22 protein-coding genes are annotated in these 19,595 nt (G+C 70.6%); 1 reads left to right on the forward strand and 21 read right to left on the reverse strand.

Annotated features, from left to right (window positions below):
- Window position 1 precedes the first annotated feature (1 nt).
- From traF (AX018_RS09325) to AX018_RS09425, 21 genes are all read right to left on the reverse strand, one after another.
- Window positions 2-880, reverse strand: coding sequence for a conjugal transfer protein TraF (traF, locus tag AX018_RS09325; protein WP_111877014.1), 879 nt, complete (start codon window positions 878-880; stop codon window positions 2-4).
- A 7-nt stretch (window positions 881-887) separates the two neighbouring features.
- Window positions 888-1,280 carry a hypothetical protein gene (locus AX018_RS09330; RefSeq protein WP_245951490.1) on the reverse strand — a complete coding sequence of 131 codons (393 nt, stop codon included), beginning with the start codon at window positions 1,278-1,280 and terminating at the stop codon, window positions 888-890.
- Window positions 1,271-3,673, reverse strand: a complete 2,403-nt coding sequence (gene traN, locus AX018_RS09335) for a type-F conjugative transfer system mating-pair stabilization protein TraN (RefSeq protein WP_245951491.1) — start codon at window positions 3,671-3,673, stop codon at window positions 1,271-1,273. Before traN ends, AX018_RS09330 begins: the two co-directional genes overlap by 10 nt.
- Before the next feature lie 24 nt (window positions 3,674-3,697).
- Entirely contained in the window at window positions 3,698-4,402 is a 705-nt protein-coding gene (gene trbC / locus AX018_RS09340; protein WP_111877016.1) for a type-F conjugative transfer system pilin assembly protein TrbC, read from the reverse strand.
- A gap of 91 nt (window positions 4,403-4,493) precedes the next feature.
- Window positions 4,494-5,513, reverse strand: a complete 1,020-nt coding sequence (locus AX018_RS09345; protein WP_111877017.1) for a TraU family protein — start codon at window positions 5,511-5,513, stop codon at window positions 4,494-4,496.
- Window positions 5,510-6,118 (reverse strand): type-F conjugative transfer system protein TraW, encoded by a 609-nt coding sequence (gene traW / locus AX018_RS09350; RefSeq protein ID WP_111877018.1) that lies wholly within the window; start codon window positions 6,116-6,118, stop codon window positions 5,510-5,512. Before traW ends, AX018_RS09345 begins: the two co-directional genes overlap by 4 nt.
- Before the next feature lie 59 nt (window positions 6,119-6,177).
- The gene (locus AX018_RS09355) at window positions 6,178-6,642 is read right to left on the reverse strand and encodes a hypothetical protein (RefSeq protein ID WP_245951493.1); all 465 of its coding nucleotides are present in this window, start codon (window positions 6,640-6,642) and stop codon (window positions 6,178-6,180) included.
- An 11-nt stretch (window positions 6,643-6,653) separates the two neighbouring features.
- Window positions 6,654-7,256: a conjugative transfer signal peptidase TraF gene (traF, locus tag AX018_RS09360; RefSeq protein WP_245951494.1), complete on the reverse strand. Its 603-nt coding sequence runs from the start codon at window positions 7,254-7,256 to the stop codon at window positions 6,654-6,656.
- Window positions 7,253-7,615 (reverse strand): hypothetical protein, encoded by a 363-nt coding sequence (locus tag AX018_RS09365; protein ID WP_111877020.1) that lies wholly within the window; start codon window positions 7,613-7,615, stop codon window positions 7,253-7,255. Before AX018_RS09365 ends, traF (AX018_RS09360) begins: the two co-directional genes overlap by 4 nt.
- Window positions 7,612-10,194, reverse strand: coding sequence for a type IV secretion system protein TraC (gene traC, locus AX018_RS09370; protein WP_111877021.1), 2,583 nt, complete (start codon window positions 10,192-10,194; stop codon window positions 7,612-7,614). The genes AX018_RS09365 and traC overlap by 4 nt, the downstream gene beginning before the upstream one ends.
- Window positions 10,195-10,201: 7 nt before the next feature.
- Entirely contained in the window at window positions 10,202-10,867 is a 666-nt protein-coding gene (locus AX018_RS09375) for a TraV family lipoprotein (protein WP_111877022.1), read from the reverse strand.
- Complete coding sequence (locus AX018_RS09380; RefSeq protein ID WP_111877023.1) at window positions 10,864-11,712, reverse strand: DsbC family protein; 849 nt, start codon at window positions 11,710-11,712, stop codon at window positions 10,864-10,866. The genes AX018_RS09375 and AX018_RS09380 overlap by 4 nt, the downstream gene beginning before the upstream one ends.
- Window positions 11,696-13,114, reverse strand: a complete 1,419-nt coding sequence (locus AX018_RS09385; RefSeq protein ID WP_111877024.1) for a TraB/VirB10 family protein — start codon at window positions 13,112-13,114, stop codon at window positions 11,696-11,698. Before AX018_RS09385 ends, AX018_RS09380 begins: the two co-directional genes overlap by 17 nt.
- Window positions 13,111-14,067 (reverse strand): type-F conjugative transfer system secretin TraK, encoded by a 957-nt coding sequence (locus tag AX018_RS09390; protein ID WP_245951495.1) that lies wholly within the window; start codon window positions 14,065-14,067, stop codon window positions 13,111-13,113. Before AX018_RS09390 ends, AX018_RS09385 begins: the two co-directional genes overlap by 4 nt.
- Before the next feature lie 34 nt (window positions 14,068-14,101).
- Window positions 14,102-14,668 carry a type IV conjugative transfer system protein TraE gene (gene traE / locus AX018_RS09395; protein WP_111877026.1) on the reverse strand — a complete coding sequence of 189 codons (567 nt, stop codon included), beginning with the start codon at window positions 14,666-14,668 and terminating at the stop codon, window positions 14,102-14,104.
- A 14-nt stretch (window positions 14,669-14,682) separates the two neighbouring features.
- Entirely contained in the window at window positions 14,683-14,982 is a 300-nt protein-coding gene (gene traL, locus AX018_RS09400) for a type IV conjugative transfer system protein TraL (RefSeq protein ID WP_111877027.1), read from the reverse strand.
- 31 nt (window positions 14,983-15,013) lie between these two features.
- Window positions 15,014-15,376, reverse strand: a complete 363-nt coding sequence (locus AX018_RS09405) for a hypothetical protein (RefSeq protein ID WP_111877028.1) — start codon at window positions 15,374-15,376, stop codon at window positions 15,014-15,016.
- Window positions 15,377-15,488: 112 nt separating this feature from the next.
- Window positions 15,489-16,199 (reverse strand): OmpA family protein, encoded by a 711-nt coding sequence (locus AX018_RS09410; RefSeq protein WP_111877029.1) that lies wholly within the window; start codon window positions 16,197-16,199, stop codon window positions 15,489-15,491.
- Window positions 16,196-16,729 (reverse strand): lytic transglycosylase domain-containing protein, encoded by a 534-nt coding sequence (locus tag AX018_RS09415; RefSeq protein ID WP_111877030.1) that lies wholly within the window; start codon window positions 16,727-16,729, stop codon window positions 16,196-16,198. Before AX018_RS09415 ends, AX018_RS09410 begins: the two co-directional genes overlap by 4 nt.
- Window positions 16,730-16,917: 188 nt before the next feature.
- A complete protein-coding gene (locus AX018_RS09420; RefSeq protein ID WP_111877039.1) occupies window positions 16,918-17,415 on the reverse strand; it encodes a hypothetical protein in 498 nt (165 codons plus the stop codon).
- Between the two features lie 208 nt (window positions 17,416-17,623).
- A complete protein-coding gene (locus AX018_RS09425; RefSeq protein WP_111877031.1) occupies window positions 17,624-18,085 on the reverse strand; it encodes a VOC family protein in 462 nt (153 codons plus the stop codon).
- A gap of 796 nt (window positions 18,086-18,881) precedes the next feature.
- On the opposite strand from AX018_RS09425, the gene AX018_RS09430 reads away from it, so the two are divergent.
- Window positions 18,882-19,595: cysteine peptidase family C39 domain-containing protein (locus AX018_RS09430; protein ID WP_245951496.1), on the forward strand; the 714-nt coding region annotated here is incomplete at its 3' end.

Below are 19,595 nucleotides of genomic sequence, written 5' to 3' on the forward strand. Positions count from 1 at the left end.
CCTAGGGCAGGGACAGGCGCCGCGTGGCGCCGGGCAGCAGCGCCTCGCCGGCGGGCGAGGACACGATCGAAATCCGTTCCAGCAACTGCGACTCCGACAGCACGCCGGCACCGATCGGAGTGATCTTTCCGGTGGCGGGCTGGGCGAGGAAGACGGCGGGCACCTGGGTGACCTGCAGGGCGGTGGCAATTCCGTTGTCGGGACGCGCGCGCGGGAAGCCCGGCATGGGCCCCCCGTCGACGCTCACGGCGACGACCTGGATGCCATGGCGCGCCTCGAAGGCCTGCAGCGTGGGCGCGAACGCGTGGCAATACGGACAGTCCGAGCGGTAGAAGAAGAACAGCACGTGGTCGCGCCCCAGCGTAGCCACCGAGGTGGAGCGGTCGGTGCGCTGCTGCCGCTCGAAGACTTCCAGCGCCTGCGCATTCACGGGTCGGCCCTGCAGCGTCGGATCGAGTTCGGGCGTGGCCCAGGCCACGCGCTGTGCGACGTCGGCGAAGTAGGAGGCGCGGTTCACGACCTGCATCTCCAGTTCCATGTAGCGGCGCACGTTGGCCTCGCTCGGCCGCATGATGGCGATGTTGCGCAGGTCCTCGAGGGTCTTCTGGAGCCGTTCGAACTCCACCAGCTCGGGCGGGCGCGGCGGCGCAGCCGTTCGGGGCGCCGCGGCCGGGGCGGGGCGCGATGGCGGCTCGACTTCCTCCCGCGGAGGATCTTCGTAGAAGTGCCAACCCCGCCAGCGGTCGGACCAGTAGGCGCGGGTGGCATCGTCGTGCGCGGGCGCCGCGCCGGAGCCCTGCGCCCATACCGCATCGCAGAGCGGCGCCAGCACGAGGCTCAGCAGCAGTGCCAGAGATGTTCGGAGGTGATGGTTCGCCATCGCGCGCTCACAGCAGCGATCGGGGTGGCAGCCCCGTGGCGCAGTAGTTGATCCCGAAATCGATCGTCTGCCTGCGCGGCGCGGCCACGCCGGGCAGCTTCACGCCCTCCTGCCAGAACCGCACCTTCAGGCGGCTGCATCCTGGCTCGCGGTAGCGCTTCTCGGTCGTGACGTCGATGTAGATCGCAGAGGTGGCCTCGAAGTGCCGGGAGATCGCATCTGCGACCTCGCCGGTCAGCACGCCGTGGGCCGTGCCATCTGCGGCCCGCAGCGCCGCCAGCAGCACGGGGCGGGCGTCGGGGACTGGGGTGCGTACGGGCGCGGCGCCGGCGGCCGGGGAAAGGGCGAGCGCGGCCCACAGGCAGGTGGTCGCGATGCGCGGGGCGGGCTTCATTGGCATCTACCTTCTCCGTAGTAGCAATTGGCCGCGCGGCCGGCGGCGTCGCCCTGCATCGCGCCGGCGTCGGGCATGCGCGGCACGATGGAGGCATAGAACTCGGTCAGGTCCATGCGCGCGAAGTCCAGGCTTTGCAGCTGGGCGATCGTGAAGCCCGAGCAGTCCGGGGCCTGTGCGGTGCCCCAGCCCTTGCCGACCTGCATCCGGCCTTGCTCGTTGATGACGCGCGCCAGCACCGAGTTGAAGCAGCACTTGCCGGTCGTGTGCGTGATGCACGAGACGCAGCGGCCCAGCACCCGGATGCAGGAGGAACAGTAGGTGCCGACCGAATGGCACAGCCGCGCGCCTTCCTTCATCGCGAGCTTGCCTTCCTCCTCGTCGCACGACATCGCGGACATCACGATGTAGATGACGATGGCGATCGCCAGGCTCCAGGGATCGAAGGCGACGACGAGGCTCTCGCCGGAATAGAGCACGGCCGAACCGGCGGGCAACGCGGTGCCGTTCACCGCCACCGTGACGCCGTAGCTGGTGAAGCTGCCGCTGAACCCGCCGCCCATCAGCAGGGCCTGCATGCCCTGGTAGAGGAACTCGCGGTTGCCCGAATTCATGAGCGCGTCGAACACCAGCCGGGAGCCCACGCCGAACAGGCTCTGGTTGCTCATGCCGCTGCCCGCAGGATCGCTGCGGCAGCAGTTGGCGAGCAGCCGGTCTCGGCAGCGGTTGGCTTCGCCCTTGAAGACCTGGAGGTGGTCGGTGTCGAGGTAGACACCGGCTTCCCGTGCGGCCTCCAGGAAGGACATCGAGCGCGCGAAGTCCGCGTCGTTCGTGTAGGTCGTGTTGAAGCAGCTGCCCGCGATGCAGAACACGTCGGCGGGGCAGTTGCGTGCCGCCGTCGCCGTGCCCGCGGGCACCGGGCAGCGGTAGGTGTTCTCTGTGATCTCGCAGGTGCCCGTGGCCGGGTTCATCTGCCGGCAGGTGCTGCCCGAGGGCGTGCAGCCCGCGGCGGCCAGCGGTGCGCATTCGTCGGTGGCGCCCGCGAACTGGCAGGACAGCGAGGTCTCGTAGCGCCAGCAGGCCCGGGTGACCGGAGCGCCGTCGACCGCCTTGGTGGCCGGCCCGTCGACGCAGCGCGCGGCCCCCGTCACGGCGCATCGCCCGTCGCTGGCCCGCGCCGCGCACTGATCATCCCAATGGTCGGACTCGGTGACGGTCGTGTGCGGCCGCTCGTAGGCCAGCGACATCTGCGGGATGGGACCATAGGCCGGGTTCAGCCGGAAACCCACGATGGGCCGGTTGGAATGCGCCGTCCAATAGAAGCCCGATACCGTGCCCGTGACGTCGGTGCCGAAGTGTTCGGACGGCTGCCGCGTCGGCGCATAGCAGGTGGTCTGCTCCAGATAGACCGTCTGGCTGTTGCTGCCGTCGCCACCACTGTCGGTGGTGTGGACGATGTGGTCGCCGCTTTGCGTGCCGGCCGGGCAGGCGGCGTAGACCTCGAGGAAGGGGCGCTCGGTCGTGCAGGCCGAGTCGCCGCCATCCCCGCCGCCGCCGGTGCAGATCTGGCGGTACTCCTGGGCGATGAAGCCCGTGAGGCGGCAGCTGTCGCCTGCGCACCGGTTGTTGGCCACCCACACGCCGTTGCGCCCGCCGGCCCACCATGGCGTGTCCGGCAGGGGCGCGACCCACTGCGGGAAGACCAGCGCCGTCGTCATGTCGACGTCGAAGAAGGCCAGCGGGACGCCGCCGTTCGTGACCCGCAGGTGCTGCGCGGAGGCGGGCAGGTCCGGCTTGCACTGCACGGCCAGGGCCGAGCTTCCGGAGGCGGCCTGCGCGAACCATTCGCCCGGCGGGCAACTGCTCGTGCGCGAAATCGATACCGACAGCGTGCGCGCGCAGGACTGCGCGGTCGTGCCGGTGTACTGGCGGCACACCCGCGTCTGCGACCCGGGTGTGGCCCACGTGTCCACCTGGCAGCCGCTGTAGAAGCTCGCGATGTCCTCCAGCGCCGTCGAGGGATTGCCCGCCACACGGCGCGCGCCCAGCACCGCCGGGTCGTAGGGCGAGACGGGGTCGCGCGGGGTGTTGGCCGAAGCCCGGGCGCCCAGCAGGGCCTGGCACACGGTATCGTTGGGCGTGGTGGCGCAGGCCGCCAGCCGCGCGCTGGTCTGCCCGGAAAGATTCGGTTGGCCGTGGTACAGGCGCTCCGGTGGCGTCGCGGTGTAGCCAGGCACCACGGTCGATGCGCTGGGTGTGGTGATGTTGCCGCGGATCACGGGGTTGGCCGCCTGCCCGGCGGCCGTGCCTTCCGCATGTGGCCCCACCTGGGCGCCGGCATGGGTCGCGACGAAGCAGCCCAGCGTGAACCACACGATCGCGCGCTTCAGGTGGGGCATGATGCTCCTCGACATGGGCGACCCCTACCGACCTACGGGCTTCGTCGCCGCTGACGGGCGGAGGCGGTCGAGAAAGGGCCTGGCCTCGGTGCTGAAAGCGGGCGCGGCGCGCTGCATGTGCTCCAGCGCATAGTCCAGGCTGACATCGCCGGCGACCCGCAGGAAGCCTTCCGGTGGCGCGCAGGTGCCCGCGGCGCACGACACCGGCCGCGTTCCATCGCGCACCAGCACGAAGCTGGGCACGCGGGCGATGGAGAAACGGTCGAAGGCCTGCGGGTCGATCTGCACAGCGACCTGGCGCGTGCCGATCAGTCCCTGGACCTGGGTGACGGTTTCGCGCAGCGAGCCCCGGGCGAAGCCGCGCAGGATGACGGAGGCCCGGGCGCGTGCCGCCTGGTCGATCAGTTTCTCCAGCGCGGGGCGTGGCATCGCCAGGCTCACGAAGACGAAGAGTCCCGGGCCGCTGGCGAGCCCCTGTGCCGCGGCCATGGCATCCGACTGCGACGCATAGCCGCGCGCCAGCGCCTCGAGGTCGATGGGGGTGCGGGTGGCCGGCTGGGGCAGTGCGTCGATCGCCGGGCCGCGCGGCGCCGCGGACGGTCCTCCCGCAGCGGGTGGCGCCACGCCGTGTTTGCGGCGCGCCGCCTCGATGTCCCGGTCCGTGACCGTGGGTTGGCCCTGTCGGGCGCGCTCGATGTCCGCGTCGGTGACCACCGGCGCCTGGGCCATGGCCGATGCGGTCCCCGCCAACAGCACCAGGCCGAAGAGCCGCGATGAGGCCAGCGGGAGGCGGGCAGCTCCGCCCTGGCAGCGGAGACGTTCAGTAGCCGACACAGCAGTTCCTTTTTCTGAACAACATGAAGGCGAAGTCTTCGCCGCGCACCGGGTACTCCTTGCCGGCGCCCCAGCCCACGGTGGTGCGGCCGAAGGGCTGGCAGCACTTGCCCGCTTCCTTGGAGGTGTTGGGGATGGGGTAGGTGAGCTGCGTCTTGTAGGCAGCCTTGTCCATCACCGGCGCGAAGTAGGGGCCGCACAGCCCGGGCTGGCCGTGCCAGCCCCACGCGATGAGCTCGCGGTGCATCTTGGCCGTGAGCCGCTGGGCCATGAGCGCGGCGGTGCGCACGCCACCCAGGTGGTAGGGCGCATGGCCGTTCATGGGGTAGAGGGCGCCCTGGCAGCCCGCGCACCAGAAGAGTTCCCGGATGCCGAAGCCGACCGAGGCCGCGACGCAGTCGGCCGCGCAGGCGGCCACCGCGACCGGATTGGCGAAGAGCGTGGCATCCGGATTCAGGATCAGCGTGAGCTCGTCGTCGGCCCAAAGCGGATCCACCTCGGTGAGGTACGCCAGGTCGAAGGAGCCGCGTTCCAGGCAGGGGAAGTCCGTGACCGCCTCGAGGTAGTAAAGGACCGGATTCACGTAGAAGTGGGCCTGGTAGAACGAGCCGCCATCGCCGTCGCCTTCCGGTCGCGTGAAGCGCGCCGCCTCTGGGGCCGGGATGCCGGGATCGAGGTCGATGCCGCCGAGCGACGTCAGGCAGAAGGGCTTGCGCACCGCCTCGACGTGGCGCGCGGGTTCCCAGAAGCCGACCGACAGGCCGATCACCGGATTGACCCCGCAGGTGCACAGCGGGCTGGACGGGTTGTCGATGTCCTCCTGGTCTCCGAAGTTGCCGATGCGCGCGCCGCCGATGCTGATCGGCAGGATGCAGCTCCAGCAGATGTCCGTGATCGGGTTCGGAAACTTCCCGGTGCAGGTGGTGGCCGGGACCGCCGCGGCTCCGAGCACCAGGGACAGCGCAAGCAGCCACCGGGCGGCGGCGGTGAGCGGGCGGATCTTCATCGGGAAACCTCCATCTCGTCGATGCGCAGCCGCTGGCCTTCCTGCGAGACGAGGGCCGGCACCTGGGTGATGCCCAGGCGGCGCGTGAGGAGCCCCTGCTGGTCGTAGTACACGGGGATGCGCCAGGACTTCATGAGGTCCAGGTACGAGCCGCCGGTGAGGACCGGCTTGACCTTGCCCTGGTAGTGCGCCATCAGCTCGCGGGCGCGGCGCACCTGGCGGCTGTCGCGGGCGTCGAAGAACAGCAGGTGGCGCGACATCGTGACCACGTCCAGCGGGTTGGCCTTCGTGCCCGCGGCGAACAGCAGCTCGCCCCTGGCGCCGAGGATGTTCTGGTCCAGCGTGTAGGTTGGATCGAAGTAGAAGGTGCGGGCAGTGGCGGTGGCGTGCACGCCGACGACGGGAGGCGGTCGGCGGACGGTGTCCGTACCGCGGGACCGGGCGTCCTGCTCGATGCGTGCGAGCTCGCCGGAGCGTTCCTTCTCGCGCAGGCGTTGCTCGATCATCTGCAGCAGGTGGGGCTCGGCGATCTCGTAGGTCGGGCCGACCGTGCCCAGATCGGTGGCGTGCGCCACCACCGGCCCGAAGGCCGAGAGCGTGGTCATCGCGGACAGTGCGGACCGGGCAAGGCGCGCGAGTCGCGCTGTCGTGGCCGAAGGAGGCGTCATCGCGTGCCTCCGCTGGGGCAGCGGACCTGGGCGACGAGTTGCTGGCGCGCGCCGCGGTCCTGCTGGTGGGCGGCCCGGATCAAGCCCATCAGAACCGGATCGCCACCGTCCTGTGCCATCGCGAGGCGCAGTTCGGCCGTGTTCAATTCCCGTCCGCAGCGCAGCCGTGCCGCGGCCAGATAGGTCCGCGCACCATCCTCGGCGGCTGGCGCGATTTGCCGCAGCAGGCCCAGGTAGTCCGCCAGCGGCATGCTGTCGCCGGGTGCGGTGCCGGCCGGGGCCGCCGCCCCGGCCGGCGCCAGTGGCCCGCGGGCAGGGCTGGTCTGCGCCAGGAGGGGCGCATGCGCGGCGGCGAGTGCGCACACGGCCAGCGCCAGCGCGTGGCGGCGGACCATGGATCGATGGATCAGGGGCCGGATCAGGGGGCAGGTCAAGGCGCAGCAGGCGGGCTCGCGTGGCATCTCCATCTCCTTCAGAAAAGGGGCACCACGACGCCGAGCACCTGGTCGGCGCGCACGAGGCCGCTCTCGCGGTAGCGCGAGTCGAAGCTGTCGGCGCTGGTGCCCTGGACGTAGTAGTGGCCGGCGGGGATGACCACCGCGTCGATGGGGGCGAGAGGGTTGCGGTCGTGCGCGTGGGTCTTGGCGATGCCCATGGGCTCGCCGTTGACGTGGACGAGGCGCCCCTGCAGCGTCACGGCATCGCCCGGCAGTCCGCGCACGATCTTGAAAAACGGCTGCCTCCGCAGGCCGGGGTATTGCGCCTGGGCCTCGCCGTCGAAGGCGAACACGATGAGGTCGCCACGCCGCAGCGGGGCATGGCCGTACTGCATCAGGGCCATGCGGTAGGGCAGGCTGGGCGTCCAGTTGAAGAGCACGGGCACGCGGGGCGTCGGGTCGATGAAAAGCCGTGCGTAGGCGAAGCCCCAGATCGCGAACACCGGCAGGTAGACGATCCAGCGGCGGCGCATGTGCCGCAGCAGCTCCCGCAGGTCGCGGCGGCGCCGGGACCACCAGCGCGGCCGCGCCGGGGTGGGGGGGATGCCGGGCGGGAGGGGGGCGTAGTCCATCGTCATGGCATGTCCACCTTCCGGCGCAGTGCCGGCGTGAGGTCGACGGCGTGCGGGCTGCCGGCCACCGCGGTCCGCAGCACGACCAGGCAGCCGCATTCGCGTGGCAGTTCGTCGAGGGCGGCGGGCAGGCGCTGCGAGAAGCGGCGCGCCAGGGACAGCGCCCGTTCGCGCTCCTCGTCGGAGCCGGAGGCGGAGGCCGCGGTGAGCAGTTGCGTGAACTGGGCTTCCTTGGCGCGGTAGACCTCGGACAGGTCCACCACGCCCACCCGCAGGGCGGGACGCAGCACCCAGCGGTCGTAGGCCGCGATGCCGGCGGCCACGAGCAGCGCCGTGACCCCCGCGTGGAGCAGCAGGGCCTTCATAGCGCGTGCCCCCGCTGCCGCAGCAACTCGGTGATGGCCTCGTCGATCGACAGGCCCTGCGCGCGCAGTGCATCGATGGGCGCGTTGTCCTCGAGCTTGTTCGAGAACAGCAGGTGCGTCGCGGGATCGAGGATGTTGCGCGCGACGCCTTCGCCGACCGGCGAGGAGATGTAGAGCTCGGAGAACGCGCCGGCCTCGGTGCGCAGGGAGTTCAGCAGCCGCTTCTTGGGCTCGTCCATCGAGAGCCGCCCTTTGCGGTCCAGCATCTCGATGGACTCTGGTTTCTGCCGCAGCAGGAAGACCCAGTCCGAACAGTTGAATGCAGCCTCCATCTGCGCCGAGCCGTAGTAGTCGTCGGCGCTCTGGGTTGCGGTGCCGAGCGCGCCACCGTACTTGCGGGCGCGGCGCGCGGCTTCCTCGACCACGGCGGCCTTGACGGGATCGTCGGCGCCGATGTCCCCGAGCTGCTGCTTCAGCTCATCGATGAAGAGGACCTTCCTGCGGTTTCGGGTCAGGTACATCTCGCCGGTGATCTGGTGCAGCAGCAGGATGTTGACCACCGCGTGCAAGTCCGGTCGGCGCTTCAATTCCTCGTTCTCGATGACGATGAAGTCGTTGCTGAAATCGATGTTGGCGCGGCCTTCGAAGAAGCGCTCGTACTGCCCGCCCCTGGCATAGGGATTGAGCATGATCGCGAGGTCCCTGATGCGCTGGTCGCTGACCACCCCCAGCTCTTCGATGGAGCCGGTCTTGAAGGCATCGCGCAGGCCCGTGATCGTGAGGTCCTGCCCGTGCTCGCGCCAGAGCTTGAGCACCATGGCGGAGATCGCCTTGTACTGCACTTCCTCCAGCGTGTGCTGCATCGAGCACATCTTGGCGATGCCCGGCACGAGCATGTCGATGTCTTCGTTGATGTCGCGCACGATCGTGAACGGGTTCAGGCAGATGTCGGCGTCTGCCCGGAACTCGATGTAGGTGCCCTGGGCCTTGCGGCACAGCTTCTCGAAGCTGCGGCCCAGGTCCAGCATCCAGACCTTGGCGCCGATCGCGCGGTACGACCAGGCCAGCTCGTTCATGAGCACGGACTTGCCCGAGCCCGGCGCACCGATGATCGCGAAGTTGTAGTTGCCCAGGTCGTTGTCGAAGAGGTCCAGCGTCATGACCTGGCCGCGCCGCCCGCCGAAGACCAGCGCGGGCGTGCGCGTGCCGCGCCACTCGGCGATCAGCGGCGCCATGTGGATCGCGTTGGCCATCGTCTTGCGCGTGACGCGGCGCATCTTGGCGAGGTCCTTGTGCATCCGGGGCGTGAGCGTCATCGGCAGGCTGGCGAGCAGCGCCTGGCGGTGCATGTAGGCGTCCGCGTTGAGCTGGAAGCCCCGCGCGCGCCAGATGGCGTTGGCCGCTTCGTGGGCCGATGCCGCCTTGTCCGGGTGGGTGAAGATCGCGAGCTGGTGGTACAGGCTCACGAGACTGCCGCCGGTGTCGATCGCATCGGCCGCCGCGGACCAGTCGTCGAGCTTCTTGCGCACGTCCGGCATCACGTCGGCCATCTTCGACCTGGCGTTCTGCGTGGCGCGCACGTGGTTCGCCGTGACCACCGACTTGGTGGCGTTCGGGTCCAGGATGTGCACGCCCAGTGTGACGAGGAAGGGCGCGCTGTACTGCAGGGCCGGCTGCATCAGGTCGCCGATCAGCGAGCCCATCTGCCAGAGCGCGAATCGCTCGGGGAAGCTCTTGATGGAGTAGAAGCGCGCTTCCAGCACCTCCGCGCTGGTTTCCTTCCAGAGCCTGATGCCCGAAGGATGCGGGTCCTGGATGGTGTCGAAGTCCACGATCTGGTCGCGGATCTCGCGGCCGTCGTCGTAGCGCAGCCAGCGGTCGTCGTCGAAGTTCAGGTCTTCGACGTCGGAGTGCGCGATCCGGTCGGGGTTCGTGAACAGCGCGCACCAGTTGATCAGATCGGCCGCATCGCAGACACGGTTGGGGAGCATGGCGGAGCGCAACGTGGCGGCCATCGAGTCGCGCAGCGTGAGCAAGGCTTCGCGCTTGCTCAGGTTTTCCGCATCGCCGGGGACGCTCACGCTCAGCATCAGCCGGAAGTCGCGCAGGGTGTAGTGAAAGCCCGACGTGATCGAAGCCTGCGTGCCGCGCAGCAGGTGCTGCACGCGCTGGCGCGCCAGCTTGCGAAACAGGTTCTCGTTCGGCACGGGCCGCCCCCAAGCCCGGGCCTTCTCTCGCTGGTCGTCGTCTTCCACGCGCAGGTTGGTGTACTGGCGCAGCTGGTGGCGGATGTGGGGCGAGGCGAAGAGGTGGAACTGCAGGCCGGTGTCCGCGGGGCAGTTGGCGTAGAGGGAGACGAGCACCTCGGCCATGCGCTCGTCCGCCCCGCTTTGCGGCATGAGTTCCAGCATGAAACCCATCCCGTCCCGGTTGACGAAGAGCCGTTCATCGGCCAGGTAGGCGGAGTAGGGTAGCCAGCCGGCGAACTGTTCGGCCGGGGTGTCCGCGGGCGAGCCGAACGGAAACAACGGCACGCCACGGGATGCGCCCACGCCGGCTTCGTTGGAGGAAAGTCGCATGGTGGCCTCACTGCGGACGGGACCCTGGCGCCGCCGGCGGACGGGCGAGCGAGGGGAAGGGGTGAAAGGAGGACGGGCGCTGAGCGCCGCCATCGGTGGGGATCGTGGCGCGCTCGTCCGTGACGGGGGCCGCCGGGCCCCGGCCCGATGCGCTGGCTGCCCCTTCGCTTTCTGCGGACGCGGTGGCCGGCGGGGCGCGCAGCGGGAGGTACTGGTCGCGGATGCGTTGGCGCAGGTGATCGATCTGCCAGCGCCCGGCGTCCACCTGGACGTAGACATAGCCCTGGTCCCAGAGGTCACCGTCCACGTCTTCCCAGGGCCTGGTCCACAGGCGCAGCACCCTGGCCCGCGAGCGCAGCGCCAGGCCGGAGCGGGCATCCTCGCTGGCCTGCTCGAGGGCGGCGGGATGGGCCGCGATGGGCTGGCGCGTCGGGGCGGCCGCCGCCGGAGGGAGGGCCGGCGCCGCGGAGTCCGATGCGGGCGGTCGCCCCCGCTGGCTCGGCAGGTTGTGCTGCACGGCATTGGCATAGGTGCCCGACACCGAGTCGCAGGCCACGCCTTCGGGCGCCGCGCAGGCGTACCGGGATTCGCTGGCCAGCCCCGACATGTTGACGCAGCCGGCCAGGGGCAGCAGCAGCGCCAGGCCCGCCGCACGCAGTGTCGTGGCGCTCATGGCGTCTTCCCTTCGGGCGAGGGCTTCGCGCCCGCGGCCCGGGCGGCGTCGGCGAGCCGGGCTTCCAGCTCGGCGCGGCCGACATAGCCATCGGTGCGGCTGCCGTCGGCCCAGAACAGGGTGGGCGTGCCCTGCACCCCGAGGCGGCGCGCGAGCGCGAGGTTGCGCTGCACGGGGTGCTCACATCCCGCATGGGGCTGCAGCGCGCCGGCGTCCGCCTGCAGCATCCATTGCTGCCAGGCACGCTCGCGGTCGGCGGCGCACCAGATCGCGATGGGCCGCGCCTCGCCCTGGAAGGGCACGAGGAAGGTGTAGGTGGTGACGTTGTCGATGCCGGCGAGCTCGGGTTCGAGCTGCTTGCAGTACACGCAGTTCGGGTCGCTGAAGACCGCGACCTTGCGCTGCCCGTTGCCGCGCACCGTCTTGATCGCATCGGCGAGCGGCAACTGGTCGATCAGCACGGGCGTCCGGGACACGGACTCCGTGGCGGGCTGCCCGACCGGATCGGCGGTGCGCTGCGCGATCCTGGGACCCGTGATGTCGCGCATGCTCTGCGTGTCGAAGAGCCGCCCGAAAACGAAGAAGCGCGGATTCGAGGCCGGGACGTAGGCCACGTTGCCGTTCATCCAGACTTCGTAGAGGCCCGGGACATCGGTGCGCGAGACCTCGGTGAACTGCGTGCCCGGGTGGGCCTTGCGCAGCGCGGCGAGCAGCCGCGTCTCCTCGGGCGTGCCGGCATGGCCCGGCGCAGCGAAGGCCAGCAGCACGGTGGACAGCGCCATGCCCCATGCCGTTGCGCCGACAAGGCGCCGCGAGGCGCGCGTGGATTCAGTAGTTGCCATCATCGGTGGCCTCCAGGTAGCGGGTTTCGGGGGAAGGGGAGCGGCGGGGGCCGCGCTCGACCGTGGCCGTGGCCGTCATCGGCACGTCGATGCGCACGCCCTTGGTGATCACGACGTCGATCTGGCGGCCGGCATCCACCTCGATGACGGGGAAGGTGTTCTCGGCCAGCTTGATGTAGTACTGGGCGAGGCGGTCCAGCGCCTTGCCCACGCCGCTTCCCAGCCCCGCGCGGTAGGCGTCGGCGTTGCCGTCGGCGCTGGCCATCGTGCCCAACGGAGAGCTGCTGTAGGTGGTGTTGGCCGTCGAGAGGCCCTGGCCGATGCCGCTGACGACGCCGGCCAGCAGGGCATTGGCGAGCATCTGGCCCTGCTTGGTCACGAGGCGACCGCGCATGCCGACCTTGCCGTCCTCGCCGTAGACCGAGCCCTGGATGCGCACCTCCAGGGTGGCGCCATCGGCGCGCACGCAAGACAGGTTCTCGGTGCGCAGGTAGGCGCGCTCGGAGCTGATGTCGCCGTAGCCCGCGGCGACCACGAAGCACTCCCGGTACTCGCCCCGGAACTGGTTGGGCAGGACGCTGTTGTCCGAGAGCCGGATCAGCACCGGATGCGGGTTGGACTGGGACTGCCCGCCGCTGGGCGCATCCAGGCCGCCGAGCAGGATGCCGCGCGTGAAGCTCACGGGCAGGAAGGTGGAGACGGTCTGGGGCGCGGCGGACGGCTTCGCGGCGTCCTCGGCGCGGGCCGGGCCGTCGTGGCCCGCGGCGACGGCCCGGCGGGCGCGATCGGCCAGCGTCACGCGCGAGATCACGGGCACCGGGGGAGCCGGGGGAGCGGTGGGCTGGAACGCGGGAGGCCCCTCCGGCATGGCGCCCGCTACCGCGGGCGGCGGCGCGGGCAGGCTGGCCGCGGGCGGCATGCCGGCGGGGGGCGTGGATGGAGGCGGCAGGGAGGGGGCCGGTGTCGCAGGGAGCGCGGTGGGCGCGGCAGGCGCGGCGGCCGCCAGGGTCGGCGGGCTGGCCGTCAGGCGCTGCTCGAGCTCCGCGAAGCGCTGCATCGTGCGGGCCTCGAAGGCCTGCCGGTCCTTGTTGAGCCGGCCCTGCTCCTCGCGCTCGGTCTCGTACTGGGCGAGCTTGCGGCCCGCCGTGCCGACCCACTGGTCGACCGGGTTGACCTGGCCGCCGGGCGGCAGCACGCCGATGTTGGTGACGTCGCCGGGCCGCGCGGGGGCTGCCTGGCCGCTCGGTGGGGACGCAGGGCCCCGGGCGGAGACGCTGAGGATCAGCCACAGCAGGCCGATGCCGCCGCCCAGGATGGCGGCCAGCAGCCCGTACTGGCGCTGGCGCGGCGAGAGACGCTCCAGCAGGCTGCGCATGGCGCCGGGCGGGGTGGACGGCGCGCTCATCGCGTGCCTCCGCGGCGGATCACGTAGACGCTGGTGCTCTCTCCGGGCCGCAGGTTGTGGTGCTCGATCGCGATGCCGGCGATCTCGCCCCCGGTGCGGCTGTCGGGCCGATCGAACTCCTGCTCGGCCAGCACCATCGGGGCGCTGCTGGTGTTCTGCAGCGCGTACTTCTCGCCGACGAAGCCCCGGCCCTCGAAGCGGCGCAGCAGGGTGAAGCGGGACTCGGCCCAGAGCTGGATGGAGCGCGAAGTCTCTTCGACCTTGACATCCGGCGGGACCCGGTCCGAGGCCATGGCCACCAGCAGCGCCTTCATCGTGCGCACGTGGTTCGGCGCGGGGCCCGAGGGCGCGGGCTCGGCGATGGACGGGCGCAGTGCCTGCGGGGTCTTGTCCCGGATCACGATGGTGTCGGCCGGAGTGTCGGAGCGGCGCAGCAGCAGCGTGTAGGTGGCGGTGGCCGAGGAGACGAAGAGGTTGATCGGGCGTGCCGCATCCCCGACCGGGCGGATGTAGACCTCGCCCTTGTCGCGGTCGCATTCCACGATGACGTCGCCCGCTGGGTTGACCGCCGGGGACGACGGGGCGGTGGGCGTGGCGAGCCCCGGCGTGGCGGAAGGAGCGCCAGCCGATGACGGCGCCGGCAGGGCCGCGCCACCGCAGTGGCTCGAATGGACGTTGCCGAAGACATCGGTGATCGGCGCCCCTTCGATGCGGATGCGCGTGGGCTCCTTCTGGGAGACGATGGCCTCGACGGCCACGCCGTCGCTCGCCTCCAGCACCTGCAGCGCATGCGCCTGCAGGCCCAGGGACAGCGCCGTGACCGCGAGGATGCGCTGCGCGGCCGGGGACAGTCGGGCCCGTCGCTCGTGCGACGGCAGGGCGCGCGGAGCGGGTAGGGCGGCGGGTAGGGCGGGTGGTGCGCCCGCGGCGGCGCGGATGCGCGAGCGAGGCATGCCGGCCGCTGGAAGCGGCGGCGTTCGCCGGGTGTCACTTGGCCGCATAGGGCACCTCCTTGAATCCGATGACGTGCATGCGGGCGTCGGCGTGGCCGAAGTCGATGCGGTAGGCCTTGAGGTCGTTGGCGGTCTCGTAGCCGTTGATGAGCGTGCGCAGGCGTCCGCGCACGACCAGGGACTGCGTGTCTTCGCTGGCGACCAGCTGCTGCGGCGCGAAGGCCGTGGTGGCGTTGATGCGCTTGAGGCGTTCGGCCTCGACCTCCTGGCGCGTCTTGAGTGCGCCGTACTGCGCGGGGTCGACGTAGCCCAGCAGGATGTCCTTCTTCCAGTCGATGGTGCTGGGGGTGACATCCAGGATCAGCCAGGCGACGAAGCTGCCCATCTGCTCGAGGTACGCGTTCGATGCCTTGTCGGCGGTCACCCAGAAGGTCTTGTTGAGCGATGGCGGCACGACCACGGTGCGCACCGTGCCCAGGAGATGGAGGATGACGAGGAGCGCGAGGAGCAGGGCGGCGGCGAGCGTGCCCACGGCGAGTCCCAGCCCCCGGTTGCGGCGGCGAACGTCTTTGAGGTCGCCGCTGAGTCGGCCAAAGTCCATGGCGGTGCTCCGGCTCAGCCCACCATGCGGCGGATGTGCGAGGGCGGTGTCGCGCGCAGCGACGTCACCGGGTTCGTCGGCAGGTGCCAGTAGAGCCAGTGGATCGCGAAGGCCGGATGCTTGTCGGCCTTCAGGCGCGCGAGCCAGCGCGATACCGCGATGCCGGCGGCCATGCAGGCCGCGAACGCCACCTTGCTCGAGGACAGGTAGCCGGCGAAGAAAGCGAGCAGGATGGGCGCGGCGACGTCGACATCCCAGAATCCGATCTTCCATTGATCGTCCAGGCGCCGCGGGATGTAGGTGTCCGCTTGCATGTGGGTCTCCGGATGCCGACGCGCCGGCGGCTCAGATGACCGCGCCCATGATCGCGCCGGCGATCACGAGCCCCACCGCGCCGAAGATCGCCAGCCCGACATAGAAGAGGACGGGACCGAAGTTGCGCAGGGCGGACAGCGAGATCAAGGCGACGACGAAGCCCACGAAGCCCACCAGCGCCTTGATGCCGGGCCCCAGGTTGGCGATCTGCGCGAGGGCGCTGGTCAAGGGGCCGGTAATCCCGGTGAAGGCCACGAGGTCCAGTGCGTGGCTCGGGAAGGCGAGCGCCAGGCCGAGGAGGGCGATGGCCAGCAGGCCGAGGAGCCCGGCGACCTTGCGCGCGGGCGAGCGCAGCGTGGCCGGGGAGGAGGGGGACAGGACAGCAAGGCTCATGGGAATCTCCAGCGAAGGAAAGAACGGATTCGGAAGGGACGGGTGGGTGCGGGTGGGCGTGGTGGCGCGGTCGGGCCAGTGCACGCGGCGGGTGCATGTGGGCTGCGACTGCTCAGGGCGGGTCGTGGTGGTCGATCCGGTAGCGGATCTCGACGCGCCGGTTGCGGGCCCGGCCCGCAGGGCTGTCGTTCGATTCGGCGAAGCAGCATCCGCCCTGCGCGTCGACATGCACACGCGCGGCGGTGCCAGGTGCCAAGGCCAGGATCTCGCGCAGCACTGCCTGGGCACGGGCCTGGGCCAGCCAGTCGTTCGCGGCGGCCGGTCCGGTGCTGTCGGTGCGGCCGCTCAGGGTGACCTCGTCGGCCCGCGCCAGCCTCGGCATGGCCTCGCGCAGCGCGGCGCGGGCCGCGGTATCCAGGCGTGCGCTCGCGAACGGGAAGTGCACGGACACCTGCTGGACCGCGGGCGAGGGTGGGCTGGGCGATGCCGATGCGGGCGCGGGCGCGGGCGGCGGTACGTGTTCGGTGCGTTCTTCGGGGTGCCCAGGTGGCGAGGCCACCGTCTCGCTGTCCGCCGGCGAAGGGAAGGCCGGGCCCGGGGGCGCCGGCAGCGTCTTGGGCGTGCGTTGCGGGCAGGCGTCGCCGCCGCACCGTTCGAACGCGGCATCGCGGCCGTGTCCGCGTTGTGCCATCCGGATCGCCTCCACGGCGGCGGGCGCCGGCATCGGGGCGGGCGGCGGCGGAGTCACCGCGCAGGCCGTCACGGCCAGGCACGATGCCACGGCGCTCGGGCGCCAGGAGGTGGCGGACGGGCGGCGCTTCATGGCGCGACCCTCACGTGCTGGGGCTGGCGCAGTGCGGCCACGCCGGCCGCGGAGCGGATGGGCGCTGCGGCACGCCGGGGCGTTGCCGAGGGCAGGTGCCGGTACACCTTCCATGCATAGGCCGAGCGTGCGTGCGTGCAGGCATCGCCTTTGAGCTGGCTGCAGGCCGCGTTGTACGCGCCCACGGCGTTCCACGTGATGCCGTGGCGCGAGAAGCTGTCGGCCATCAGCCATGCGCCGACCTGCAGGTTGATGCAGGCGTCGTACAGGTCGGCCTCGCGGATGCCGAATCCGGCGAGCCGTGGCAGGTGCCGGCTGTTGATCTGCATCAGACCGATGTCGTAGCTGCCGGTGCGCTTTGCGTGCGCGCGGTTGACTGCTTTGGGATTCAGGCCCGATTCGGTGCGGGCGACCGCGTAGAGCAGTTCCGGTGCCACGCCGTAGCGTCGGGCGGCCACGTCCCAGCACGGCGTGGCGAGCACGTGCGAGGCCGGAACGGCGGCGAACAGGAAAGCGGCAACCAGGCGCATCGGCGACCCCCGAAGGTGCTCACATCCAACCCGCCGCAGTGCGGGGACCGGGCGGGGGCGGGGTGGGGACCGGCGTGCCGGTCAGGGTCTGGGGCGGGTGCGGATGCGGGTGGAGCCGGGGCCCGGCGGGGTCGGTGCGGGTGGGCGGCGTGGCGCCGCGGGGTGGGTGGCGCTACGGCGCCATGGACCTATGGCCGCGGTCGCTGGCCGTGCGCGGCGCCGTGCCGCTCCACCATGTTGTGGCGGGCCTGGCGCAGCACCGCCGCGCCGGACGCATCGGCCCGCTGGCACAGCGCCACGCAGGCCGTGGTGATCTGGTCGAGACCGAAGCGGGGGTTCGGATGCTTGTTCGCCGGCGAGCACTGCAGGGCGTGCAGCAGCTCGTACTGGGGGCGCCACAGCGACTCGCGGCGGCGCGGCGTGGTCGGCGAGCGCATCACCAGGTCGGTCCCGAGGAAGCCGAAGATGCGTTCGGCCGCGTCCCCCCGCTGGAACACGATGGCCACGCAGGCGCTGAGCAGGTCCGGCAGCCGGAAGGTGGGTGCGACGTTGTCGCTGCTGCGCAGCAGGGCGTACAGCCAGCCGTGCTCTTCCATCCACAGCCGGGTTTCGACCACCTCGCTGGGATCGGTCGCGCCGCATGCGGCATGCCCTGCATGGCTGGTGTTCGACATGGCAATCAGCATGGCGGCGGTCCTCCGGTGGGGGTGGGCGGTGGCGCGCTCATTCATGAAGGAGCGCGTGGCACGTAGGTTAGGAGCCCCCGCGGTTGGAGTCCCGGCGCAATGCGGCCGTTCTGGAGGGGGTTTCGGCATCGGGTCGGCCGGGGCGCCACATTGGGCAGCGAGGCACGCGGCCGGACCCGCTGCGCACACGGCCATGGCGGCCGGAGCCTCAGCCTTGTGCGAAGGCGTCTTCGAGGAACCGCTCCAGCGTGCTCGCCTCCAGCAGTTCGATGGAGAACTGCCCGAAGCGCTTGGGCAGCCAGAGGATCCGCGCGCCCGCGGGCGACTGCAGGTGGTCGCGCGGCAGCGGGTTGCCGTTCTCGTCCTCGGGCTGCACGCCCGCGGCCACCAGTGCGTCGTAGGCCGCTTCGATGTCCGGCGTCGAGTAGCAGTGCCGGTAGATCGTGCCCTCGCCGCGCTCCTGCATCAGGTCCCAGAGGTTGCCGGCCAGCGGCTGTACCAGCATGAAGCGCTCCGGGCCGAGGAGCACGACGGCGTAGCGCACGCGCAGGCCGCCACGGTCCCAGGAAAGCGTCCTGGAGATCCGGGCCCCGAAAACCCGCGCGTAGTACGCACACGCGGCTTCCAGGTCCTCGACCAATACGTCGATGTGGCTGAACTTGAGATCCATGGCGGCGGGGCAGCGATTGAATCAGACCCCGGGGTTGTGTAACTAGATTCTAAAGTCACCGTGATTATTGGGTGCGATGGCCCACCGAAGATGCCTGCTTTCCCGGCGCGCGAGGGTGTGTCGAATCGGGGCTGACGGGGGCCCGCGGGGCTGTCCGACGCCACGGTGAACCTGAGTTCTCCTGCAGATTCCCAAAGGTGGGCGCGCCGAATGGTGGCGATGGATTTTCTGAAGCCGCGCCGTTATTGCTTCGCTAAACGCTCATTCGTGCCACTCGCGCAATGGGTTTCACCCGTTCGGTTGGGGCTGCGCGAGGTCGCCGGTCGACTATCCCTTTTTAGAAGTGATTCCGGATCGACGGCCGGAATGCGTTGCCGGGATGCGAATGGCCCCGCCCGATGCGAGCGATCTCATGCGGGCCGGACTGGGGATCGCATTGGATTCGCGCTCTCGCAAAAGGTATTTGCTAGTTACGTTTTATTCATGCATTCCAGTTACTAAACTGAATTGCGTGGAGCGGTGGCGGCGGTATTTGTTTGTTTTCCGCTGAATGGAATTTGTCCTGGGGTGGCGATTTTTTGCGCGCTCTTTTGCATGACACTCCCGCAAATTCGCAGACGGACAGTGATTCGATTTGTTTGTCATGTCGCGACGGTTTGGGGCTTGCCTTATTCCGCTCGCTCGCAATGGCCTGCAGGGCTTTGCATAACCATAAGGAAGTGGGGAAGTCCGCATGTCGGAAAAGGGATCGCGCGCGTCCGACGCAGGACCGCAGACCGCATCGCGCGGAGAGGGGGTGGCATCGGCCCCCGAAGAGGCGAACCACGCGGCCCTGCAGGCGCTGTGCCTGATCGCCAGACTGCACCAGGTGGCGGCCGAGCCGGCCACGCTGGCGCACCAGCTGGGGCTGTCGGCGAGCGATGCGGTGGGCGTGCAGGACCTGCTGCTGGCCGCCAGGCTGCTGGGCCTGAAAGCCCGCAGGGTGCGCAGCGGGGCCGAGCGCCTCACGCTCGCGCCGCTGCCCGCGCTGGCGCTGGTGCGCGCGCCGGGGGCGGCCGGCGGCGAGGATGGCGGTGACGAGGGGGCTGGCGGCGCCGGCCTGCATGCGGTGGTGCTGGCACAGTGCGACGGCCAGCGGGTGCTGCTGCAGGACCCGGGCGCGGCGGGCGCCGAAAGCGGCGGAAGCGGCGGAGGGCGGCCCACCATCGAATCCGTGCCGGAATTCACGCGGCGCTGGACGGGCGAGCTGATCCTGGTCAGCAGCCGCGCGAGCCTGGCGGGCGAGCTGGCGCGCTTCGACTTCTCCTGGTTCATCCCCAGCCTGGTGCGGCACCGCAGGCTGCTGGGGGAGGTGCTGCTCATCTCCTTCATGCTGCAGCTCTTCGCGCTGGTGAGCCCGCTGTTCTTCCAGGTGGTGATGGACAAGGTGCTGGTGCACCGGGGGCTGACCACGCTGGACGTGCTGGTGGCCGGGCTGGTGGTGGTCGTCGTCTTCGAGAGCGTGCTCAAC

Source organism: Paracidovorax anthurii (assembly GCF_003269065.1).
Lineage (GTDB): Bacteria > Pseudomonadota > Gammaproteobacteria > Burkholderiales > Burkholderiaceae_C > Paracidovorax > Paracidovorax anthurii.

Coding starts and splice junctions, on each gene's coding strand:
- AX018_RS09410 (WP_111877029.1), bottom strand. CDS start 16,199: ATGAAGCGCCGCCCGTCCGCCACCTCCTGGCGCCCGAGCGCCGTGGCA.
- trbC (WP_111877016.1), bottom strand. CDS start 4,402: ATGGCCCAGGCGCCGGTGGTCACCGACGCGGACATCGAGCGCGCCCGA.
- AX018_RS09385 (WP_111877024.1), bottom strand. CDS start 13,114: ATGAGCGCGCCGTCCACCCCGCCCGGCGCCATGCGCAGCCTGCTGGAG.
- AX018_RS09375 (WP_111877022.1), bottom strand. CDS start 10,867: ATGAGCGCCACGACACTGCGTGCGGCGGGCCTGGCGCTGCTGCTGCCC.
- AX018_RS09420 (WP_111877039.1), bottom strand. CDS start 17,415: ATGCTGATTGCCATGTCGAACACCAGCCATGCAGGGCATGCCGCATGC.
- AX018_RS09330 (WP_245951490.1), bottom strand. CDS start 1,280: ATGCCAATGAAGCCCGCCCCGCGCATCGCGACCACCTGCCTGTGGGCC.
- AX018_RS09390 (WP_245951495.1), bottom strand. CDS start 14,067: ATGCCTCGCTCGCGCATCCGCGCCGCCGCGGGCGCACCACCCGCCCTA.
- AX018_RS09415 (WP_111877030.1), bottom strand. CDS start 16,729: ATGCGCCTGGTTGCCGCTTTCCTGTTCGCCGCCGTTCCGGCCTCGCAC.
- traC (WP_111877021.1), bottom strand. CDS start 10,194: ATGCGACTTTCCTCCAACGAAGCCGGCGTGGGCGCATCCCGTGGCGTG.
- traE (WP_111877026.1), bottom strand. CDS start 14,668: ATGGACTTTGGCCGACTCAGCGGCGACCTCAAAGACGTTCGCCGCCGC.
- traL (WP_111877027.1), bottom strand. CDS start 14,982: ATGCAAGCGGACACCTACATCCCGCGGCGCCTGGACGATCAATGGAAG.
- traF (WP_111877014.1), bottom strand. CDS start 880: ATGGCGAACCATCACCTCCGAACATCTCTGGCACTGCTGCTGAGCCTC.
- AX018_RS09405 (WP_111877028.1), bottom strand. CDS start 15,376: ATGAGCCTTGCTGTCCTGTCCCCCTCCTCCCCGGCCACGCTGCGCTCG.
- AX018_RS09425 (WP_111877031.1), bottom strand. CDS start 18,085: ATGGATCTCAAGTTCAGCCACATCGACGTATTGGTCGAGGACCTGGAA.
- AX018_RS09365 (WP_111877020.1), bottom strand. CDS start 7,615: ATGAAGGCCCTGCTGCTCCACGCGGGGGTCACGGCGCTGCTCGTGGCC.
- traF (WP_245951494.1), bottom strand. CDS start 7,256: ATGACGATGGACTACGCCCCCCTCCCGCCCGGCATCCCCCCCACCCCG.
- AX018_RS09355 (WP_245951493.1), bottom strand. CDS start 6,642: ATGCCACGCGAGCCCGCCTGCTGCGCCTTGACCTGCCCCCTGATCCGG.
- traW (WP_111877018.1), bottom strand. CDS start 6,118: ATGACCACGCTCTCGGCCTTCGGGCCGGTGGTGGCGCACGCCACCGAT.
- traN (WP_245951491.1), bottom strand. CDS start 3,673: ATGCCCCACCTGAAGCGCGCGATCGTGTGGTTCACGCTGGGCTGCTTC.
- AX018_RS09380 (WP_111877023.1), bottom strand. CDS start 11,712: ATGATGGCAACTACTGAATCCACGCGCGCCTCGCGGCGCCTTGTCGGC.
- AX018_RS09345 (WP_111877017.1), bottom strand. CDS start 5,513: ATGAAGATCCGCCCGCTCACCGCCGCCGCCCGGTGGCTGCTTGCGCTG.